Here is a 17,686-nt window from a genome sequence, read left to right as displayed (position 1 = left end):
GGGAATGCATCAGAAGATGGTGAATGGCGCGATGACCATGAACTTGACGTCTTTCTCGTCCTGGAAGATGTTGCCGTAACCGCCGCCCCAGCTCGGGATGTTGGTGTGGTTGTCATACTGGGTGTAGTGCAGTTTGATCAGGGTGCCCTTGGCGCGCCCTTCCTGGATGGTGTACATCGCGTCCAGGCTCCAGGCGCTCTCTTTCAGGCGCTGGCTCTGATCGTAGATCGGGTTGGTGCTCGGCTTGGCATCCCAGGCGTAAACGTAGGAGCCACCGACCGCCATGCCCGGCAGATTCCAGTTGCTGAGGTCATACATCACGCCGGCGTACACCGCTTTCTCGCCGTTGGCGTTAAAGTCGGAGCGGTTATCCCACCACACGTCCAGACGACCGTTGGACGAGGCGTAGGTCGGGGTCATGCGCTGCAGGAAGAAGCCCTGGTTGCCTTCCGCCTTGACCATGGTGCCTTCCAGACGCCAGTTGAATTGACCGGTGGTGTAACCGAAGGTCAGCGCCTGCAGCCAGGCCAGGCCGTCGTAGATGCTGTTCGGATCGTTCTTGTTACTGATGCGGTCTTCCGCACCGTAGAACTGGTAACTGGTGGTCAGCGGGTTGCCGAGCACATCGAATTTGTAAGACGCCTTGGTGAAGTATTGATTCACATAACCCTGCGCCTGGCCGAAGGCGGCTTCCAGCACCAGATCGTTTTTGAAATCGTACTTGGCACCCAGCGAGTGCAGGTAGGAGACGCGCGTTTTCTTATCGTTCTGGCGGAAGTCGTCCATCTCGATATGCCACGGCGCCTTGTATTTGTCGGTCCACATGTAGGAGAAGCTCAACGCACCGGCGTCGCCGTAGTCGAACTTGGCGCCGGCTTCGGCCCCCTGATAGGTGCCCGGCATAAAGCTCCAGTGCGGCGCCAGCAGGGTTTGGCCGCTCGGCTGAATATAGCCGGCGCGCGCCCAGACCGGGCCGTATTTGAATTTGGCGGCGGCTTTGTACAGGCTCACGCCGCCTTTGTCACCGGAATAGTCTTCGTCGTAGGTACGGTTTTTCGAGGAGAACGCGATCTCGTTCGGGTGGCCGCTGGCGCTGGATTCTGCCAGCTCGATGGCGGTAAAGGCGCCGACGTCCAGACCAAACATGTCCCAGGCGTAGCCCGAAGCGAAATCCAGGCTCAGGTTGGCGGTGGAGTGCGACAGGTTGGTGGTGTATTGGTTGTAATCCTTGCTGTCCGGATTGAGATCTTTACGGTCGCGCTCACGTTGCCAGTAATAAATGCCGCCGGTCAGCGTGGAATCATCGATAAACCCTGCGGCTTTCGCCTCAGGCGCCATGGCAAACCCTGTTCCCAACAGCGCGCCCGCGACTGCGAGCGTCAGCGTTTTACGCTGAGCACCGTGCGTACCCATATTGAAATTCCTCTTTGACTTAACTTAAAAGTTGCAGCCGCCTGTGTTCACCACTGCCCTGCACGACTGCCAATAAAAAACCCGAACGGGTAAAAAATATTGCCGACGAGATGTTATTCCCACAGCACTAATTGCTACAGACAGACTATTTTTCGCGACGCGAATTATCAAATGAAAAATGCGGGAGATTTGTCAAAGTATGACAAGGAGCACATATCAGTGAGATTTTGTTACGCCGGTGATCATGGAAGGTGTCGAATAAAAAATTCAATTAAATCAGAATAAATTGAGATACGTGGTCAACCTGAGACGATTAATGGTTTCAGCCTGACTAAATCCGTCAGTCAGAAGATAAAAACTGAGAGCGCTCTCTAAATGAAATTAATTCGCATCACGAATATATAAGAAAAAATGAAGACTAATAGGACCAATATAAGAGAACCAATGGGTTAATGCGTCGCTATTAATTAAACGCATCCCGGATAAAATGAGAGAGGAATAGATCGTGAGCTGAGTGCAGGCATAAAAAAGCGCGGCTTAAAGCCGCGCTGATTCATTAATTTTTCAGGCGAATAAGATTAACCTTCGATTTTCGCCCAGGTGTCACGCAGGCCGACGGTGCGGTTAAACACCAGATGCTCGGCCGACGAGTGACGGCTGTCGGCGCAGAAGTAACCTTCACGCTCGAACTGATAGGCTTTCTCCGGCTGTGCGGCCGCCAGGCTCGGCTCGACGAAGCCGTGCTTGATGACCAGCGATTCCGGGTTGATGGTGGAGAGGAAATCCTCCGCCGCGCCCGGATTAGGCACGCTGAACAGGCGATCGTACAGGCGAATTTCCGCCGGCAGCGCGTGCGCCGCTGACACCCAGTGGATCACGCCCTTCACCTTGCGGCCGTCGGCAGGATCTTTGCTCAGCGTTTCCGCATCGTAGCTGCAGAAGAGGGTGGTGATCTCGCCCGCTTCGTCCTTCTCGACGCGCTCGGCCTTGATCACGTAGGCATTGCGCAGACGCACTTCCTTGCCCAGCACCAGACGCTTGTACTGCTTGTTGGCTTCTTCGCGGAAGTCGGCGCGATCGATATAGATCTCGCGGCTGAACGGCACTTCGCGGCTGCCCATTTCCGGCTTGTTCGGGTGGTTAGGCATGGTGACCATTTCCACCGCATCGCCCATGTTCTCGATGACGATTTTCACCGGATCCAGCACCGCCATGGCGCGCGGCGCGTTCTCGTTCAGATCGTCGCGGATGCAGGATTCCAGCGCCACCATCTCGACGTTGTTGTCTTGCTTGGTCACGCCGATGCGCAGGCAGAACTCGCGAATCGAGGCGGCGGTATAACCACGGCGACGCAGACCGGAGACGGTCGGCATACGCGGATCGTCCCAGCCCTCGACAATCTTCTCGGCCACCAGCTGGTGCAGCTTGCGCTTCGACATGATGGCGTATTCGAGGTTGAGACGCGAAAACTCGTACTGACGCGGGTGGCAAGGAATGGTGATGTTATCCAGCACCCAGTCATACAGACGGCGGTTATCCTGGAATTCCAGGGTGCACAGCGAATGGGTGATCCCTTCGAGCGCATCGGAAATGCAGTGGGTGAAATCGTACATCGGATAGATGCACCATTTATTGCCGGTCTGGTGGTGTTCGGCGAACTTGATGCGGTACAGCACCGGATCGCGCATCACGATAAACGGCGAAGCCATATCGATCTTGGCGCGCAGGCAGGCGGCGCCTTCGGCGAACTCGCCGTTGCGCATCTTCTCGAACAGCGCCAGGTTCTCTTCCACGCTGCGGCCGCGGTACGGGCTGTCTTTGCCCGGCGCGGTCAGGGTGCCGCGATATTCACGGATCTGCTCCGGCGATAGCTCATCGACGTAGGCCAGCCCCTTGGTGATCAGCTCAACCGCATACTGGTGCAGCTGATCGAAATAGTCTGAGGAGTAACGAACGTTGCCGCTCCACTCAAAGCCCAGCCACTCCACGTCGTGCTTGATTGACTCCACGAACTCGATGTCTTCTTTCACCGGGTTGGTGTCATCGAAACGCAGGTTGCACTGGCCCTGATAGTCCTTGGCGATGCCGAAGTTCAGGCAGATGGACTTGGCGTGGCCGATATGCAGATAGCCGTTAGGTTCCGGCGGGAAGCGGGTATGTACCGACGTGTGTTTCCCCGACGCCAGATCTTCATCGACGATCTGACGGATAAAATTGGTTGGGCGGGCTTCAGCCTCACTCATTTCACTGTTCCTCAATGCAAAGCGCTACACATAACCGCCTATGATCCAACAAGCCACGTCTGGAAACAACCGTTTGTTTCACGAAAAATGCGGCGCGTTGCGCCATAGGCGCACAGCGCACCGCAGTGGAGCGAAAGGGGATAAAAAAAGCGGGAAGAGATCGCTCTCTTCCCGCCAAGTCGGGGCACACTCCGCCATGATGCGTGACCGGCCCCCGGTACTACTCAGGTAAAAACGGCCTTACTTTTGGATCTCGTACAGCTTGGTCTGACCGGCGACCACAGAGCCGCTGGCCAGCGCCGCCAGGCCGGCGTAGTCGTCAGAGTTGCTGACCACCACCGGGCTTATCATCGAACGCGCATTGGCGTTGAGATAATCCAGATCCAGTTCCAGAATCGGTTGACCGGCTTTCACTTCCGCGCCCTCTTCCACCAGGCGTTTGAAGCCCTGCCCTTCCAGCGCGACGGTGTCGATCCCCATGTGCACCACGATCTCGGCGCCCTTGTCGGTTTCCAGGCAGAACGCGTGGTTGGTATTGAAGATTTTCACCACGGTGCCGTCCGCCGGCGCCACGACGATGTTGTCGGTCGGGCGAATCGCCAGGCCGTCACCTACCGCCTTGCTGGCGAAAGCTTCGTCCGGCACCTGATCGAGCGCCACGACTTCACCGGTCACCGGCGCCACCAGCGTTTCAAACGCGGCTTTCGGTGCGTTCGGTACCGCCTGCGGTTTGGCTTCCGCGGCAGGTGCCGCCGCCGGGGCCGCCGCTGCCGCTACCGGGCCGGCTGCAATCACGTTGCGCATTGCGCTGGCGATAAGTTCAGCACGAGTGCCGACGATCACTTGCACGCTCTGCTTGTTCAGGCGGATAACGCCCGATGCGCCGAGGCGTTTCGCCAATGCGTCGTTCACCAGCGCGGAGTCTTTCACGTTCAAACGCAGGCGAGTGATGCAGGCGTCGATACCGGTCAGGTTGTCGGAACCGCCGATCGCACCAACGTAACGACGGGCCAGCGTGGTGGTTTCGTTCTCGTCTTTGCCGGCGTTGCTGTTGACGTTGACGTCATAGCCGTCGGTTTCGTCACCGGCAACCGCCAGCTCGCGGCCCGGGGTCATCAGGTTGAACTTGTTGATGGTGAAGCGGAACACCACATAGTAGATAACGAAGAACACCAGGCCCTGCGGGATCAGCATGTACCAGTGGGTCGCCAGCGGGTTACGCACCCACAGCATCATATCCACCAGGCCGGCGCTGAAACCGAAGCCTGAAATCCAATGCATGTTAGCAGCGATGAACACCGAGATACCGGTCAACACGGCGTGGATCACGTACAGCACCGGCGCCACAAACATGAAGGAGAACTCCAGCGGTTCGGTGATGCCGGTAAAGAAGGCGGCGAATGCCCCCGCCATCATGATCCCCAGCACTTTCGCCTTATTCTCAGGACGCGCGCAGTGATAGATGGCCAGCGCCGCGCCCGGCAGACCGAACATCATGATTGGGAAGAAGCCCGCCTGATAACGACCGGTGATGCCAACAACCGCTTTACCCGCGTCGATCGACTGCTGGCCGCCGAGGAAGTTAGGGATATCGTTGATGCCGGCCACGTCGAACCAGAACACCGAGTTCAGCGCGTGGTGCAAGCCGACCGGGATCAGCAGGCGGTTGAAGAAGGCATAGATGCCCGCGCCGACCGAGCCCAATTTTTGGATGTGTTCACCGAAGCTCACCAGAGCGCCGAACACCACTGGCCAGACGAACATCAGGATGTAAGCGACCAGGATCATCAGGAAGGAAATGAGGATCGGCACCAGGCGGCGGCCGCTGAAGAACGACAGCGCCTTAGGCAGCTCGACGCCGCTGAAGCGGTTGTACACTTCGGCAGAGATGATACCCACCAGAATACCGACGAACTGGTTTTCAATCTTGCCGAACGCGGCAGGCACCTGATCGAGCGGGATCTTCTGAATCATCGACACGGCGGCCGGTGAACAGAGGGTGGTCAGCACCAGGAAACCGACGAAGCCGGTCAGTGCGGCAGAGCCGTCCTTGTCTTTGGACATGCCGTAGGCCACACCAACGGCGAACAACACGGCCATATGATCGATAATCGCAGAGCCGGATTTAATCAATAAAGCGGCGAAAGCGTTGTCGCCGCCCCAACCAACAGGGTCAATCCAGTACCCGACGCCCATCAAGATGGCGGCGGCGGGCAGCGTGGCGACCGGCACCATCAGCGCCCGTCCCACCTTTTGCAAATAACTAAGAATGTTCACCTTTTCCCCCTATGTTGTCCGCGGACGGACCCTATTAGTAGTTTATTTGGAGCTCTCACTACCTTTTTAGAAAAAACGCATGGCACGTATCACTCATGCCGAGTGTAAAAAATTTATTTTGTATCGCAAATTAAAACCTCCCTTTTTGTGATAAATATCACCAAAAAGTAGTCTTTCCCTCCCAGATTGCTGGCCATCACACAAAACTTATTTTATCATTCAAAAAATCAACCGAACGGACGATTCACGCGAGAATCATAAAGCTGGGTTACGCTTAGGACTCCCGCAGGCCCGTACAGTATAGCTTTAGTTTACTTATCCCAAGAGGTGTTAGATGAGACTTATCCCACTGAAAGATACCGCACAAGTCGGCAAATGGGCCGCGCGTCATATCGTTCAACGCATCAACGCATTCAAGCCAACCGCAGAGCGCCCGTTTGTTCTCGGCCTGCCCACCGGCGGTACGCCGCTGGAAGCCTACAAACATCTGATTGCGATGCACAAAGCAGGTGAAGTAAGCTTTAAGCATGTTGTGACTTTCAACATGGACGAGTACGTTGGCCTGCCGCAGGAACACCCGGAAAGCTACCACACCTTCATGTACCGCAACTTCTTTGACCACGTTGATATCCCTCGTGAGAATATCAACCTGCTGAACGGCAACGCCGCGGATGTCGACGCCGAGTGCCGCCAGTACGAAGAGAAGATCAAGTCTTACGGCAAAATTAACCTGTTCATGGGCGGCGTGGGCATCGACGGCCATATCGCGTTCAACGAGCCGGCTTCGTCCCTGGCTTCACGCACCCGCATCAAAACGCTGACCGAAGACACCCGCATCGCCAACTCGCGCTTCTTCGGCGGCGACGTCAGCCTGGTGCCGAAATATGCGTTGACCGTCGGCGTGGGCACGCTGCTGGATGCCGAAGAAGTGATGATCCTGGTGACTGGCCACGCCAAGGCGCAGGCGCTGGAAGCCGCGGTGGAAGGCAACATCAACCACATGTGGACCATCAGCTGCCTGCAGCTGCACGCCAAAGCGGTGGTGGTGTGCGACGAACCGGCCACCATGGAGCTGAAAGTCAAAACCGTCAAATATTTCCGCGAGTTAGAAGCGGAAAGCGTGAAAAGTCTTTAATCTTTGCAGGGGGCTACGATGTTCGCTTTAACCCACGGCCGAATCTATACCGGCCACGACGTACTTGATGACCATGCAGTCATTATCGCTGATGGGCTGATCGAGAGAGTCTGCCCGGCGGCTGAATTGCCCGCCGGCATCGAAACGCGCGACCTGGGTGGCGCCATCCTGGCCCCCGGGCTTATCGACGTGCAGCTGAACGGCTGCGGCGGCGTCCAGTTCAACGATTCGCTGGAAGCGATTTCGGAAGAAACGCTGGAGATCATGCAGCGCGCCAACGAGAAATCCGGCTGCACCAGCTATCTGCCGACGCTGATCACCAGCAGCGACGAATTCATGAAGCACAGCGTCGACGTGATGCGCGCTTATCTGAAAAAGCACCAAAATCAGGCGCTGGGCCTGCACCTGGAAGGGCCGTATCTCAGCCCGGTGAAAAAAGGCACCCATAATCCGGCGTTCATTCGCAAACCAACGCAGGACATGATCGATTACCTGTGCGCCAACGCCGATGTGATCACCAAGGTGACGCTGGCGCCGGAAATGGTTGAGCCGCACGTTATCAAGCAGCTGACCGAGGCCGGCATCGTGGTCTCCGCCGGCCACTCGAACGCCACCTACGATCAGGCGCGCACCGGCTTCGCCGCCGGCATCAGCTTCGCCACCCACCTGTACAACGCCATGCCGTATATCACCGGCCGCGAACCGGGGCTGATGGGGGCGATCTTCGATACGCCGGAGGTCTATACCGGCATCATCGCCGACGGCCATCACGTGGCCTGGGCGAGTATCCGTAACGCCAAACGCCTGAAAGGTGATAAATTGGTCTTGGTCACCGACGCGACCGCTCCGGCGGGTGCCGATATTGACCAATTTATTTTCGCCGGTAAAACAATATACTATCGGGATGGGCTGTGCGTGGATGAGAACGGCACCCTGAGCGGTTCCGCGCTGACCATGATCGAAGCGGTGCAAAACAGCGTCGAGCATATCGGTATCGCGCTGGACGAAGCGCTGCGCATGGCGACGCTGTACCCGGCGCGCGCCATTGGCGTCGAGCACCGTCTGGGCACCATCGAAGCCGGCAAGGTGGCTAACCTGACCGCCTTCACCCGTGATTTTAACATCACCAAAACGCTCGTTAACGGTAACGAGGTTTAATTCAATGAACAGCGAGTAACATTATTGATGAGCACTGGCGGACAAGCACAAATAGGGAACGTTGACTTAGTCAAACAACTTAACGGCGCAGCAGTTTACCGCCTGATCGACCAGCAGGGCCCGATCTCGCGCATTCAAATTGCCGAACTCAGCCAGCTTGCCCCCGCCAGCGTCACCAAAATTACTCGCCAGCTGCTGGAGCGCGGGCTGATCAAAGAAGTCGATCAGCAAGCCTCCACCGGCGGTCGCCGTGCGATTTCCATCGTGTCGGAAACCCGTCATTTCCATACCGTCGCGGTGCGTCTCGGCCGCCACGACGCCACCATCACCCTGTATGACATGAGCGGTAAATCGCTCGGCGAAGAACACTATCCGCTGCCGGAACGCACCCAGGAAACGCTGGAAAATGCGCTGTTCGCCGCCATCGCCCAATTCATCGAAGCGAACCAACGCCGCCTGCGCGAGCTGATCGCCATCGCGGTGATCCTGCCCGGCCTGGTGGATCCGGCGCTGGGCGTGGTGCGCTACATGCCGCACATCAGCGTCAGCAACTGGGCGCTGGTGGACAACCTGCAGCAGCGCTTCAACGTCACCAGTTTCGTCGGCCACGACATCCGCAGCCTGGCGCTGGCGGAACACTACTTCGGCGCCACCCGCGACTGCGAAGACTCAATTCTGGTGCGCCTGCACCGCGGCACCGGCGCCGGGATCATCGTCAACGGGCAAATTTTTCTCGGCAATAACGGCAACGTCGGCGAGATCGGCCATATCCAGATCGATCCGCTGGGTGAACGCTGCCACTGCGGCAACTTCGGCTGCCTGGAAACCGTGGCCGCCAACGCGGCGATCGAACAGCGTGTGCGCCAACTGCTGAGCCAGGGCTACCCGAGCAAACTGACGCTGGAAGACTGCGGCATCAACGCCATCTGCAAGGCCGCCAACCGCGGCGATCTGCTGGCCAGCGAAGTGATCGAACACGTCGGCCGCTATCTGGGCAAGGCGGTGGCCATCGCCATCAACCTGTTCAATCCGCAGAAGGTGGTGATCGCCGGTGAGATCACCGAGGCAGACAAGGTGCTGCTGCCGGCGATCCAGAGCTGCATCAATACCCAGGTGCTGAAGGACTTCCGCAAAAATCTGCCGGTGGTGACCTCCGAACTTAATCATCGCTCGGCGATCGGCGCTTTCGCCCTGGCCAAACGCGCGATGCTCAACGGCGTGCTCTTGCAGCGATTGCTGGAAAGCTGATCCGCCGCTTCTGGCAGGTGTGTTATCGTCACCCCTTGCCTGCCGTAATCATGAGAAACAGCGACAAATGAAAATCAAAAACGTTATATGCGATATCGACGGCGTGCTGCTGCATGACAATACGCCGGTGCCCGGCGCCGATCTGTTCCTGGCGCGCATCCAGGAACAAGGCATGCCGCTGGTGGTGCTGACCAACTACCCGTCACAGACCGCGCAGGATCTGGCGAACCGCTTTGCCGCCGCCGGGCTGGAAGTGCCGGAGAGCGCGTTCTATACCTCGGCGATGGCCACCGCCGATTTCCTGCGTCGCCAGGAAGGCAAAAAAGCCTACGTGGTCGGCGAAGGCGCCCTGATCCATGAGCTGTACAAAGCCGGTTTCACCATCACCGACATCAACCCGGATTTCGTGATCGTCGGTGAAACCCGCTCTTACAACTGGGACATGATGCACAAGGCCGCCTACTTCGTCAGTAACGGCGCGCGCTTTATCGCCACCAACCCGGATAGCCACGGCCACGGCTTCTCGCCGGCCTGCGGCGCGCTGTGCGCCCCCATCGAGAAGATCACCGGCCGCAAGCCGTTTTACGTCGGCAAGCCCAGCCCGTGGATCATTCGCGCCGCCTTGAACAAAATGCAGGCGCACTCGGAAGAGACGGTGATCGTCGGCGACAACCTGCGCACCGACATTCTGGCGGGCTTCCAGGCCGGTCTGGAAACCGTGCTGGTGCTGTCCGGCGTCTCCACGCTGAGCGACATCGAAACCATGCCGTTCCGCCCGAGCTACGTCTACCCTTCCGTTGCCGATATCACCATTTTCTGATGCATTATGGCGGCTGCCCGGCCGCCATTATTTCTCTCTTCCTGACCGCAGTTTGAATTTAATTCGTTCATGACCGCAAAAGGTTTCAGCCTGCCTGCGCTAAAAATCCTCATTATAACCTTACGCCCCGCCAATAGCTGATATTGCCGGCCAGCGGAAAACCTTTACCCCTAATTAATGAGGCTACCATGAGCACAAATAACATGATTAATGCCGCCGCCGATGACGCAGCCATTATGCCGACTATCGCCAATAAAAAAATCCTGATGGGTTTTTGGCACAACTGGGCCGCCGGCGCCAGTGACGGCTATCAGCAAGGCCAGTTCGCCAATATGAACCTGACCGACATTCCCGCCGAATACAATGTGGTGGCCGTCGCCTTTATGAAAGGCCAGGGCATCCCAACCTTCAAACCTTACAACCTGTCCGACGCCGAGTTCCGCCGACAGGTGGGCGTGCTGAACAGCCAGGGCCGCGCGGTGCTGATCTCCCTCGGCGGCGCAGACGCGCATATCGAACTGAAGACCGGCGACGAAGATAAGCTGAAAGACGAGATTATTCGCCTGGTGGAAGTCTATGGCTTCGACGGCCTGGATATCGATCTGGAACAGGCGGCGATCGGTGCAGCCAATAATAAAACTGTCTTGCCTGCGGCGTTGAAAAAAGTAAAAGACTATTACGCTGCGCAGGGGAAGAACTTTATTATCAGCATGGCGCCGGAATTCCCGTATTTGCGCACCAACGGCACCTATCTGGATTATATCAACGCCCTAGAAGGCTATTACGACTTTATCGCGCCGCAATATTATAACCAGGGCGGCGACGGTATTTGGGTGGATGAACTCAATGCCTGGATCACGCAGAATAACGACGCCATGAAAGAGGACTTCCTCTACTACCTGACGGAAAGCCTGGTTACCGGCACCCGCGGCTATGCGAAGATCCCGGCGGCGAAATTCGTCATCGGCCTGCCGAGCAACAACGACGCCGCCGCCACCGGCTACGTGATCGACAAACAGGCGGTGTATAACGCCTTCTCGCGTCTCGACGCCAAGAACCTGTCGATCAAGGGCCTGATGACCTGGTCAATCAACTGGGACAATGGCAAGAGCAAAGCCGGCGTCGCCTACAACTGGGAATTCAAAACCCGCTACGCGCCGCTGATTCAGGGCGGCGTCACCCCGCCGCCGGGAAAGCCTAATGCGCCGACGGCGCTGACGGTCGCCGATCTGGGTGCCACCTCGCTGAAACTGAGCTGGGCTGCCGCCACCGGCGCCTCACCGATCGCCAGTTACACCGTCTACCGCAACGGCAACCCGATCGGCCAGACCGCCGCCCTGTCACTGGCCGACAGCGGCCTGACGCCGGCCACCCAGTACAGCTACTTCGTTACCGCGACCGACAGCCAGGGCAATACCTCGCTGCCGAGCAGTGCGCTGGCGGTCAAAACCGCCAACGACGGCACGCCGCCCGATCCGGGGGCGCCCGAGTGGCAGAACAACCACAGCTACAAAGCCGGCGACGTGGTGAGTTATAAAGGCAAGAAATACACCTGTATCCAGGCGCACACTTCCAACGCCGGCTGGACGCCGGACGCCGCCTTCACCCTGTGGCAGCTCATCGCCTAATCGCCAATCGATTGCCGGCCAAACCGGCCGGCAATCCCATCATCGCGTTAAAAATTGCATAATCGCTAATTTTTCCCGCCAATAACTGGAAATCCGTTAAAAACCACGCCCTCGCAAACAACTATTTCTCAGCGTATGGCTAAAACGCTTGCATCTCCTGCAGCTTTAGGCGCATTTTCATAACCACAGCGCAGCAAAACCGCGTTATCGCTGATGAATCGGCAATGCTGCCCATAACAGTAAAAAACAACATCACAGTCATAAAAGCCCGTTAGGAGAGTTGTATGTGTTCTATTTTCGGTGTGCTCGATCTGAAGTCCGATCCCGTTGAACTGCGTAAGAAAGCGCTGGAGCTGTCGCGCCTGATGCGCCACCGCGGCCCGGATTGGTCCGGCGTTTACGCCAGCGACAAAGCCATTTTGGCTCACGAACGCCTGTCGATCGTCGACGTCAACAACGGCGCTCAACCGCTGTACAACGCTGCGCACACCCACGTTCTGGCGGTCAACGGCGAAATTTACAACCACCAGGCGCTGCGCCAACAGCTGAGCGACCGCTACGCGTTCCAGACCGGTTCCGACTGTGAAGTGATCCTGGCGCTGTATCAGGAGAAAGGCCCGGATTTCCTCGACGACCTGCAAGGCATGTTCGCCTTCGCCTTGTATGACACCGAAAAAGACGCCTATCTGATCGGCCGCGATCACCTGGGCATCATCCCGCTGTACATGGGCCACGACGAGCACGGCAACCTGTATGTCGCCTCGGAAATGAAAGCGCTGGTGCCGGTGTGCCGCACCATCAAGGAATTCCCGGCTGGCAGCTACCTGTGGAGCCAGGACGGTGAGATCCGCGAATACTATCGCCGCGACTGGTTCGATTACGACAGCGTCAAAGACAACGTGACCGACGCCACCGCCCTGCGCACCGCGCTGGAAGAGTCGGTGAAAAGCCACCTGATGTCCGACGTGCCTTACGGCGTGCTGCTGTCGGGCGGGCTGGATTCCTCGGTCATCTCGGCGATCACCAAGAAGTACGCCGCGCGCCGCGTGGAAGATCAGGAACGCAGCGAGGCCTGGTGGCCACAGCTGCACTCCTTCGCCGTCGGCCTGGAAGGCTCGCCGGATCTGCGCGCCGCGCAAGAGGTGGCTAACCACCTGGGCACCGTGCACCATGAGATCCACTTCACCGTGCAGGAAGGCCTGGACGCCATCCGCGACGTGATTTACCACATCGAAACCTATGACGTCACCACCATTCGCGCCTCGACGCCGATGTACCTGATGTCGCGAAAAATCAAGGCGATGGGTATCAAGATGGTGCTTTCCGGCGAAGGCGCGGACGAAGTGTTCGGCGGCTACCTCTACTTCCATAAGGCGCCGGACGCCCGCGAATTCCACGAAGAAACCGTGCGTAAACTGCTGGCGCTGCATATGTTCGACTGCGCGCGCGCCAACAAGGCGATGTCGGCCTGGGGCGTCGAAGCCCGCGTGCCGTTCCTGGACAAGAAATTCCTCGACGTGGCGATGCGCATCAACCCGAAAGATAAAATGTGCGGCAACGGCAAAATGGAAAAGCACATCGTTCGCGAATGTTTCGAGTCCTATTTGCCGGCCAGCGTGGCCTGGCGCCAAAAAGAGCAGTTCTCCGACGGCGTCGGCTACAGCTGGATCGACACGCTAAAAGAGGTCGCTGCGCAGCAAATCAGCGATCAACAGCTCGAAACCGCGCGTTTCCGCTTCCCGTACAACACGCCAACGTCTAAAGAAGGCTACCTGTACCGCGAGATCTTTGAAGAGTTGTTCCCGCTGCCGAGCGCCGCCGAATGCGTGCCGGGCGGCCCGTCCGTCGCCTGCTCGTCCGCCAAGGCCATCGAATGGGACGAATCGTTTAAGAAGATGGACGATCCTTCCGGCCGCGCCGTCGGCGTGCACCAGGCCGCCTATAAATAATCGCGCGGCGTTTTCCCTCGGGGCGGGCCTTTTGGCCCGCCTTTTTGTTGCCTTTCTCCCCCGCCAACTGCCTGAATTGCCGATTTTATCGCCATAATGTTCACAAGCCAGACAAACGGCGCTTCCGGGCGCTTTTTCGGGAAAAAACTTGTTGACGCAAATCGGTCATATACGCATAATGCGCCCCGCAACGCCGATGAAGGCAAAGCAAAAAAAGAGGGCTACGTAGCTCAGCTGGTTAGAGCACATCACTCATAATGATGGGGTCACAGGTTCGAATCCCGTCGTAGCCACCATCTCTTTTTTGCATTTGCGGGAGTGGCGAAATTGGTAGACGCACCAGATTTAGGTTCTGGCGCCGCAAGGTGTGCGAGTTCAAGTCTCGCCTCCCGCACCATTTCTCTTCATCGTCGGCGCAGTATGTTGATGGGGTATCGCCAAGCGGTAAGGCACCGGTTTTTGATACCGGCATTCCCTGGTTCGAATCCAGGTACCCCAGCCATATTCTTTCGGGAACGGGGTTTCAACATAAGATTTGTTTGCAGGTGGGGTATCGCCAAGCGGTAAGGCACCGGTTTTTGATACCGGCATTCCCTGGTTCGAATCCAGGTACCCCAGCCATCACAAACTGCTTGCAAATCAAAGAAGTAAAAAGTAACATCGGCTACGTAGCTCAGCTGGTTAGAGCACATCACTCATAATGATGGGGTCACAGGTTCAAATCCCGTCGTAGCCACCATAATTGGGGTGTCGCCAAGCGGTAAGGCTCTGGTTTCTGATACCAGCATACCCAGGTTCGAATCCTGGCACCCCAGCCATATTTAGAAAAGCCCGCTTCGGCGGGCTTTTTGCTGTCTGGCGTTCAGCCAATCCTAACGGGCCCAGCCGCAGCTGAGCCCTGTCGGTTACAATCCCAAGGCGTACTTCAACGCATGCTCTTTCAGCTTGCCCGCCCGCTGCGCGGCCATCAGCGCCAGATTGCGCGCCACGTTCAGCGGCGCCAGGTTATTGCTGAAGGCGGTATAAAACAGATCCATGCCGCTCTGCATCAGCAGATTGTCGGTACGGCGGCGGCGCTGATAACGCAGCAGTACCGTCTCGCTGCTCCAGTCCTCTCCCTGCTCCCGCGCATCGTTCAATACGTCCAACAAGGCATCCACGTCGCGATACCCCAGATTGACGCCCTGCCCCGCCAGCGGGTTGATGGTATGCGCCGCATCCCCCAGCAGCGCCAGCCCCGGTAGCACGTAACGCTGCGCATGGCGCCGCGTCAGCGGGAACGAACCGGCGGCGTGCACCTTGACCGGGCCCAGGCGCGCCGGGAAAGCGGCGGCGATTTCGCGCTCCAGCTGCGCCGGCGGCATCGCCTGCAGCTGGCGAATGCGCTGCGGGCTGTCATACCACACCAGCGATGCCCAGCTGTCGTACAGCGGCAGGAAGGCGCGCGGCCCGGACGGGAAGAAACGCTGCCAGGTCACATCCTGCTGCGGCGCGCCGGTATCGACGGTGATCAACATACACGCCTGACGATACTGCCAACCGTTGGTGCCGATCGCCGCCAGCTTGCGCACCTGCGAGTTGGCGCCGTCGGCGCCGACAACCAGGCGCGCCTGCAGCGTTTCACCGCCGTCCAGCGTCAGTTGCCAGGCATTGTCCGCCCGGTGCAGCGATTGCAGCCTGGCGGGGCACAGCAGCGTCAGATTGGCGCACTGCGCGAACTGCTGCCACAGCGCCAGCTGCAGAACGCGGTTTTCGACCATAAAGCCCAGCTCCGGCAGCCCCAGGGACACCGCGTCGAACGCCACGCGTGACGACGCCCATTCCCAGGTCTCCAGCCGGCGATACGGCGCCGTGCGCATCGCCGTCACGGCGGGCCAGGCGCCGAGCTGTTTCAGCAGCCCCACCGAGGTGCAGCCGATAGCGGAAATGCGCAGGTCCGGCGGGCTTTGCGCTTCAAACGCCTGCGGCGCCTGATGTTCCAGCAACGCCACCGACCAGCCCGCCTGCGCCAGCCCCAGGGCCGCCGCTGCGCCGACCATGCCGCCGCCCACCACCACCGCGTCATACCGATTTTGAGATGTCTTCATATTGGCTATGTTTTCTGTGTGAATGCTCGCCATCCCACCCGGCATGGCGTTTTGCGCAGTGTACCGGATTTTCGCTTCGGCTTCAGGTCGCGTGCCATTTTCCCCCGCGCTGGTCACAACGGCGGCAAATGATTACAATACGCGCCCTGCATGTCGCGTAACGCAACTTTCGCTCCGCACTGAGTAATGGCAAGTCAATGACGAAAAAACTACATATCAAAACCTGGGGCTGCCAGATGAATGAGTACGATTCATCAAAAATGGCCGACCTGTTGAACAGCACACACGGCTTCGAGTGGACCGAAAACGCCGAAGAGGCGGACGTGTTGCTGCTGAACACCTGCTCGATCCGTGAAAAAGCGCAGGAGAAAGTTTTCGCCATGCTGGGGCGCTGGCGCTTGCTGAAAGAAAAGAACCCGTCGGTGATCATCGGCGTCGGCGGTTGCGTGGCCTCGCAAGAAGGCGAACTGATCCGCAGCCGCGCGCCCTGCGTCGACGTGGTATTCGGCCCGCAGACCCTGCACCGCCTGCCGGAAATGATCAACCACGTTCAGGGCACCCGCAGCCCGGTGGTCGACATCAGCTTCCCGGAGATCGAAAAATTCGACCGCCTGCCGGAACCGCGCGCCGAAGGCCCGACCGCGTTCGTGTCGATCATGGAAGGCTGCAACAAATACTGTACCTTCTGCGTGGTGCCATACACCCGCGGCGAGGAAGTGAGCCGCCCGAGCGACGACGTGCTGTTCGAAATCGCCCAACTGGCGGCGCAGGGCGTGCGCGAGGTCAACCTGCTCGGCCAAAACGTCAACGCTTACCGCGGCGCCACGCATGACGGCGATATCTGCTCGTTCGCCGAACTGCTGCGCCTGGTGGCGGCCATCGACGGCATCGATCGCATTCGCTTCACCACCAGCCACCCTATCGAGTTCACCGATGACATCATCGCGGTGTACGAAGACACGCCGGAGCTGGTCAGCTTCCTGCATCTGCCGGTGCAGAGCGGTTCGGACCGCATCCTGACCATGATGAAACGCGCGCACACCGCGCTGGAGTACAAGGCGATTATCCGCAAGCTGCGCAAGGCGCGGCCGGCCATCCAGCTCAGCTCCGATTTCATCGTCGGTTTCCCGGGCGAAAGCCAGGCCGACTTCGAACAGACAATGAACCTGATCGCCGACGTCAATTTCGACGTCAGCTTCAGCTTCATCTATTCGTCGCGCCCGGGCACCCCGGCGGCGGACATGGTCGACGACGTCAGCGAAGAAGAGAAAAAGCAGCGGCTGTATATTCTGCAGGATCGCATCAACCAGCAGGCGCTTCAGTTCAGCCGCCGCATGCTCGGCACCGTCCAGCGTATTCTGGTGGAGGGCACCTCGCGCAAAAGCGTGATGGAGCTGGCCGGGCGCACGGAGTGCAACCGTGTGGTAAACTTCGAGGGCACGCCCGACATGATCGGCCAGTTCGTCGACGTGGAAATTACCGAGGTGCTGACCAACACCCTGCGTGGCGCAGTGGTGCGCACCGAACAGCAGATGGATCTGCGCGTACATGAATCCCCGCAGTCGGTGATCGCCCGTACCCGCAAAGAAAACGCGCTGGGCGTCGGCATTTACCAGCCCTGACGCCGCGGTGGCCGCCTTATCGCCGCCCATTCGCGCTACTCCTTACCGTTTCTCCGCCGGGCGCCCGCGCCCGGTGATTTTCTTTTTTATTTTTTTATTGTTGAAG

General features: G+C 58.5%; 11 protein-coding genes and 6 tRNA genes. 13 read left to right on the top strand and 4 right to left on the bottom strand.

Translation table 11 applies throughout. The features are described 5' to 3' along the window. Positions 1–9: 9 nt before the first annotated feature. The 3 genes from C9411_RS13880 to nagE all read right to left on the bottom strand — a co-directional run bounded on the left by C9411_RS13880 (position 10) and on the right by nagE (position 5,933). Positions 10–1,413 (bottom strand): OprD family outer membrane porin, encoded by a 1,404-nt coding sequence (locus C9411_RS13880; protein WP_107227278.1) that lies wholly within the window; start codon positions 1,411–1,413, stop codon positions 10–12. Between the two features lie 578 nt (positions 1,414–1,991). Next, positions 1,992–3,656, bottom strand: coding sequence for a glutamine--tRNA ligase (glnS, locus tag C9411_RS13875; protein ID WP_107227277.1), 1,665 nt, complete (start codon positions 3,654–3,656; stop codon positions 1,992–1,994). A 240-nt stretch (positions 3,657–3,896) separates the two neighbouring features. Continuing rightward, positions 3,897–5,933 (bottom strand): N-acetylglucosamine-specific PTS transporter subunit IIBC, encoded by a 2,037-nt coding sequence (nagE, locus tag C9411_RS13870; RefSeq protein WP_041033871.1) that lies wholly within the window; start codon positions 5,931–5,933, stop codon positions 3,897–3,899. Between the two features lie 334 nt (positions 5,934–6,267). Between nagE and nagB the strand changes: the two genes are divergently transcribed. The 12 genes from nagB (at position 6,268) to C9411_RS13810 (ending at position 14,689) form a co-directional block, all read left to right on the top strand. Continuing rightward, on the top strand, positions 6,268–7,068 hold the full coding sequence (nagB, locus tag C9411_RS13865) for a glucosamine-6-phosphate deaminase (protein ID WP_004939952.1): 801 nt from the start codon (positions 6,268–6,270) through the stop codon (positions 7,066–7,068). A gap of 18 nt (positions 7,069–7,086) precedes the next feature. Then, positions 7,087–8,226 (top strand): N-acetylglucosamine-6-phosphate deacetylase, encoded by a 1,140-nt coding sequence (nagA, locus tag C9411_RS13860; protein ID WP_107227276.1) that lies wholly within the window; start codon positions 7,087–7,089, stop codon positions 8,224–8,226. A 27-nt stretch (positions 8,227–8,253) separates the two neighbouring features. After that, positions 8,254–9,474 (top strand): N-acetylglucosamine repressor, encoded by a 1,221-nt coding sequence (locus C9411_RS13855; protein WP_033637448.1) that lies wholly within the window; start codon positions 8,254–8,256, stop codon positions 9,472–9,474. Between the two features lie 67 nt (positions 9,475–9,541). Continuing rightward, positions 9,542–10,294, top strand: coding sequence for an HAD-IIA family hydrolase (locus C9411_RS13850; protein ID WP_004939957.1), 753 nt, complete (start codon positions 9,542–9,544; stop codon positions 10,292–10,294). Between the two features lie 188 nt (positions 10,295–10,482). Continuing rightward, positions 10,483–11,922: a glycosyl hydrolase family 18 protein gene (locus C9411_RS13845; RefSeq protein ID WP_063991098.1), complete on the top strand. Its 1,440-nt coding sequence runs from the start codon at positions 10,483–10,485 to the stop codon at positions 11,920–11,922. A 284-nt stretch (positions 11,923–12,206) separates the two neighbouring features. Then, a complete protein-coding gene (gene asnB, locus C9411_RS13840; protein ID WP_033637446.1) occupies positions 12,207–13,871 on the top strand; it encodes an asparagine synthase B in 1,665 nt (554 codons plus the stop codon). A gap of 219 nt (positions 13,872–14,090) precedes the next feature. Then, a tRNA-Met gene (locus tag C9411_RS13835) sits at positions 14,091–14,167 on the top strand. A gap of 16 nt (positions 14,168–14,183) precedes the next feature. Then, positions 14,184–14,268, top strand: a tRNA-Leu gene (locus C9411_RS13830). A gap of 30 nt (positions 14,269–14,298) precedes the next feature. Beyond that, positions 14,299–14,373: transfer RNA gene (locus C9411_RS13825), tRNA-Gln, on the top strand. A 44-nt stretch (positions 14,374–14,417) separates the two neighbouring features. Beyond that, positions 14,418–14,492, top strand: a tRNA-Gln gene (locus tag C9411_RS13820). 41 nt (positions 14,493–14,533) lie between these two features. Continuing rightward, positions 14,534–14,610 (top strand) — tRNA-Met (locus C9411_RS13815). A 4-nt stretch (positions 14,611–14,614) separates the two neighbouring features. Continuing rightward, positions 14,615–14,689: transfer RNA gene (locus tag C9411_RS13810), tRNA-Gln, on the top strand. Between the two features lie 87 nt (positions 14,690–14,776). Here the strand turns inward: C9411_RS13810 and ubiF are convergent. After that, entirely contained in the window at positions 14,777–15,958 is a 1,182-nt protein-coding gene (gene ubiF / locus C9411_RS13805; RefSeq protein ID WP_107227275.1) for a 3-demethoxyubiquinol 3-hydroxylase, read from the bottom strand. Positions 15,959–16,155: 197 nt separating this feature from the next. Between ubiF and miaB the strand changes: the two genes are divergently transcribed. After that, positions 16,156–17,580, top strand: coding sequence for a tRNA (N6-isopentenyl adenosine(37)-C2)-methylthiotransferase MiaB (gene miaB / locus C9411_RS13800; RefSeq protein ID WP_049195581.1), 1,425 nt, complete (start codon positions 16,156–16,158; stop codon positions 17,578–17,580). The last annotated feature ends 106 nt before the right edge of the window (positions 17,581–17,686 follow it).

This window comes from Serratia sp. Nf2, from assembly GCF_003028435.1.
In the GTDB taxonomy this organism is placed as follows: Bacteria; Pseudomonadota; Gammaproteobacteria; order Enterobacterales; family Enterobacteriaceae; genus Serratia; species Serratia marcescens_L.
The sequence above is the reverse complement of the archived record's forward strand: the minus strand, read 5'-3'. Positions and strand labels throughout refer to the sequence as shown.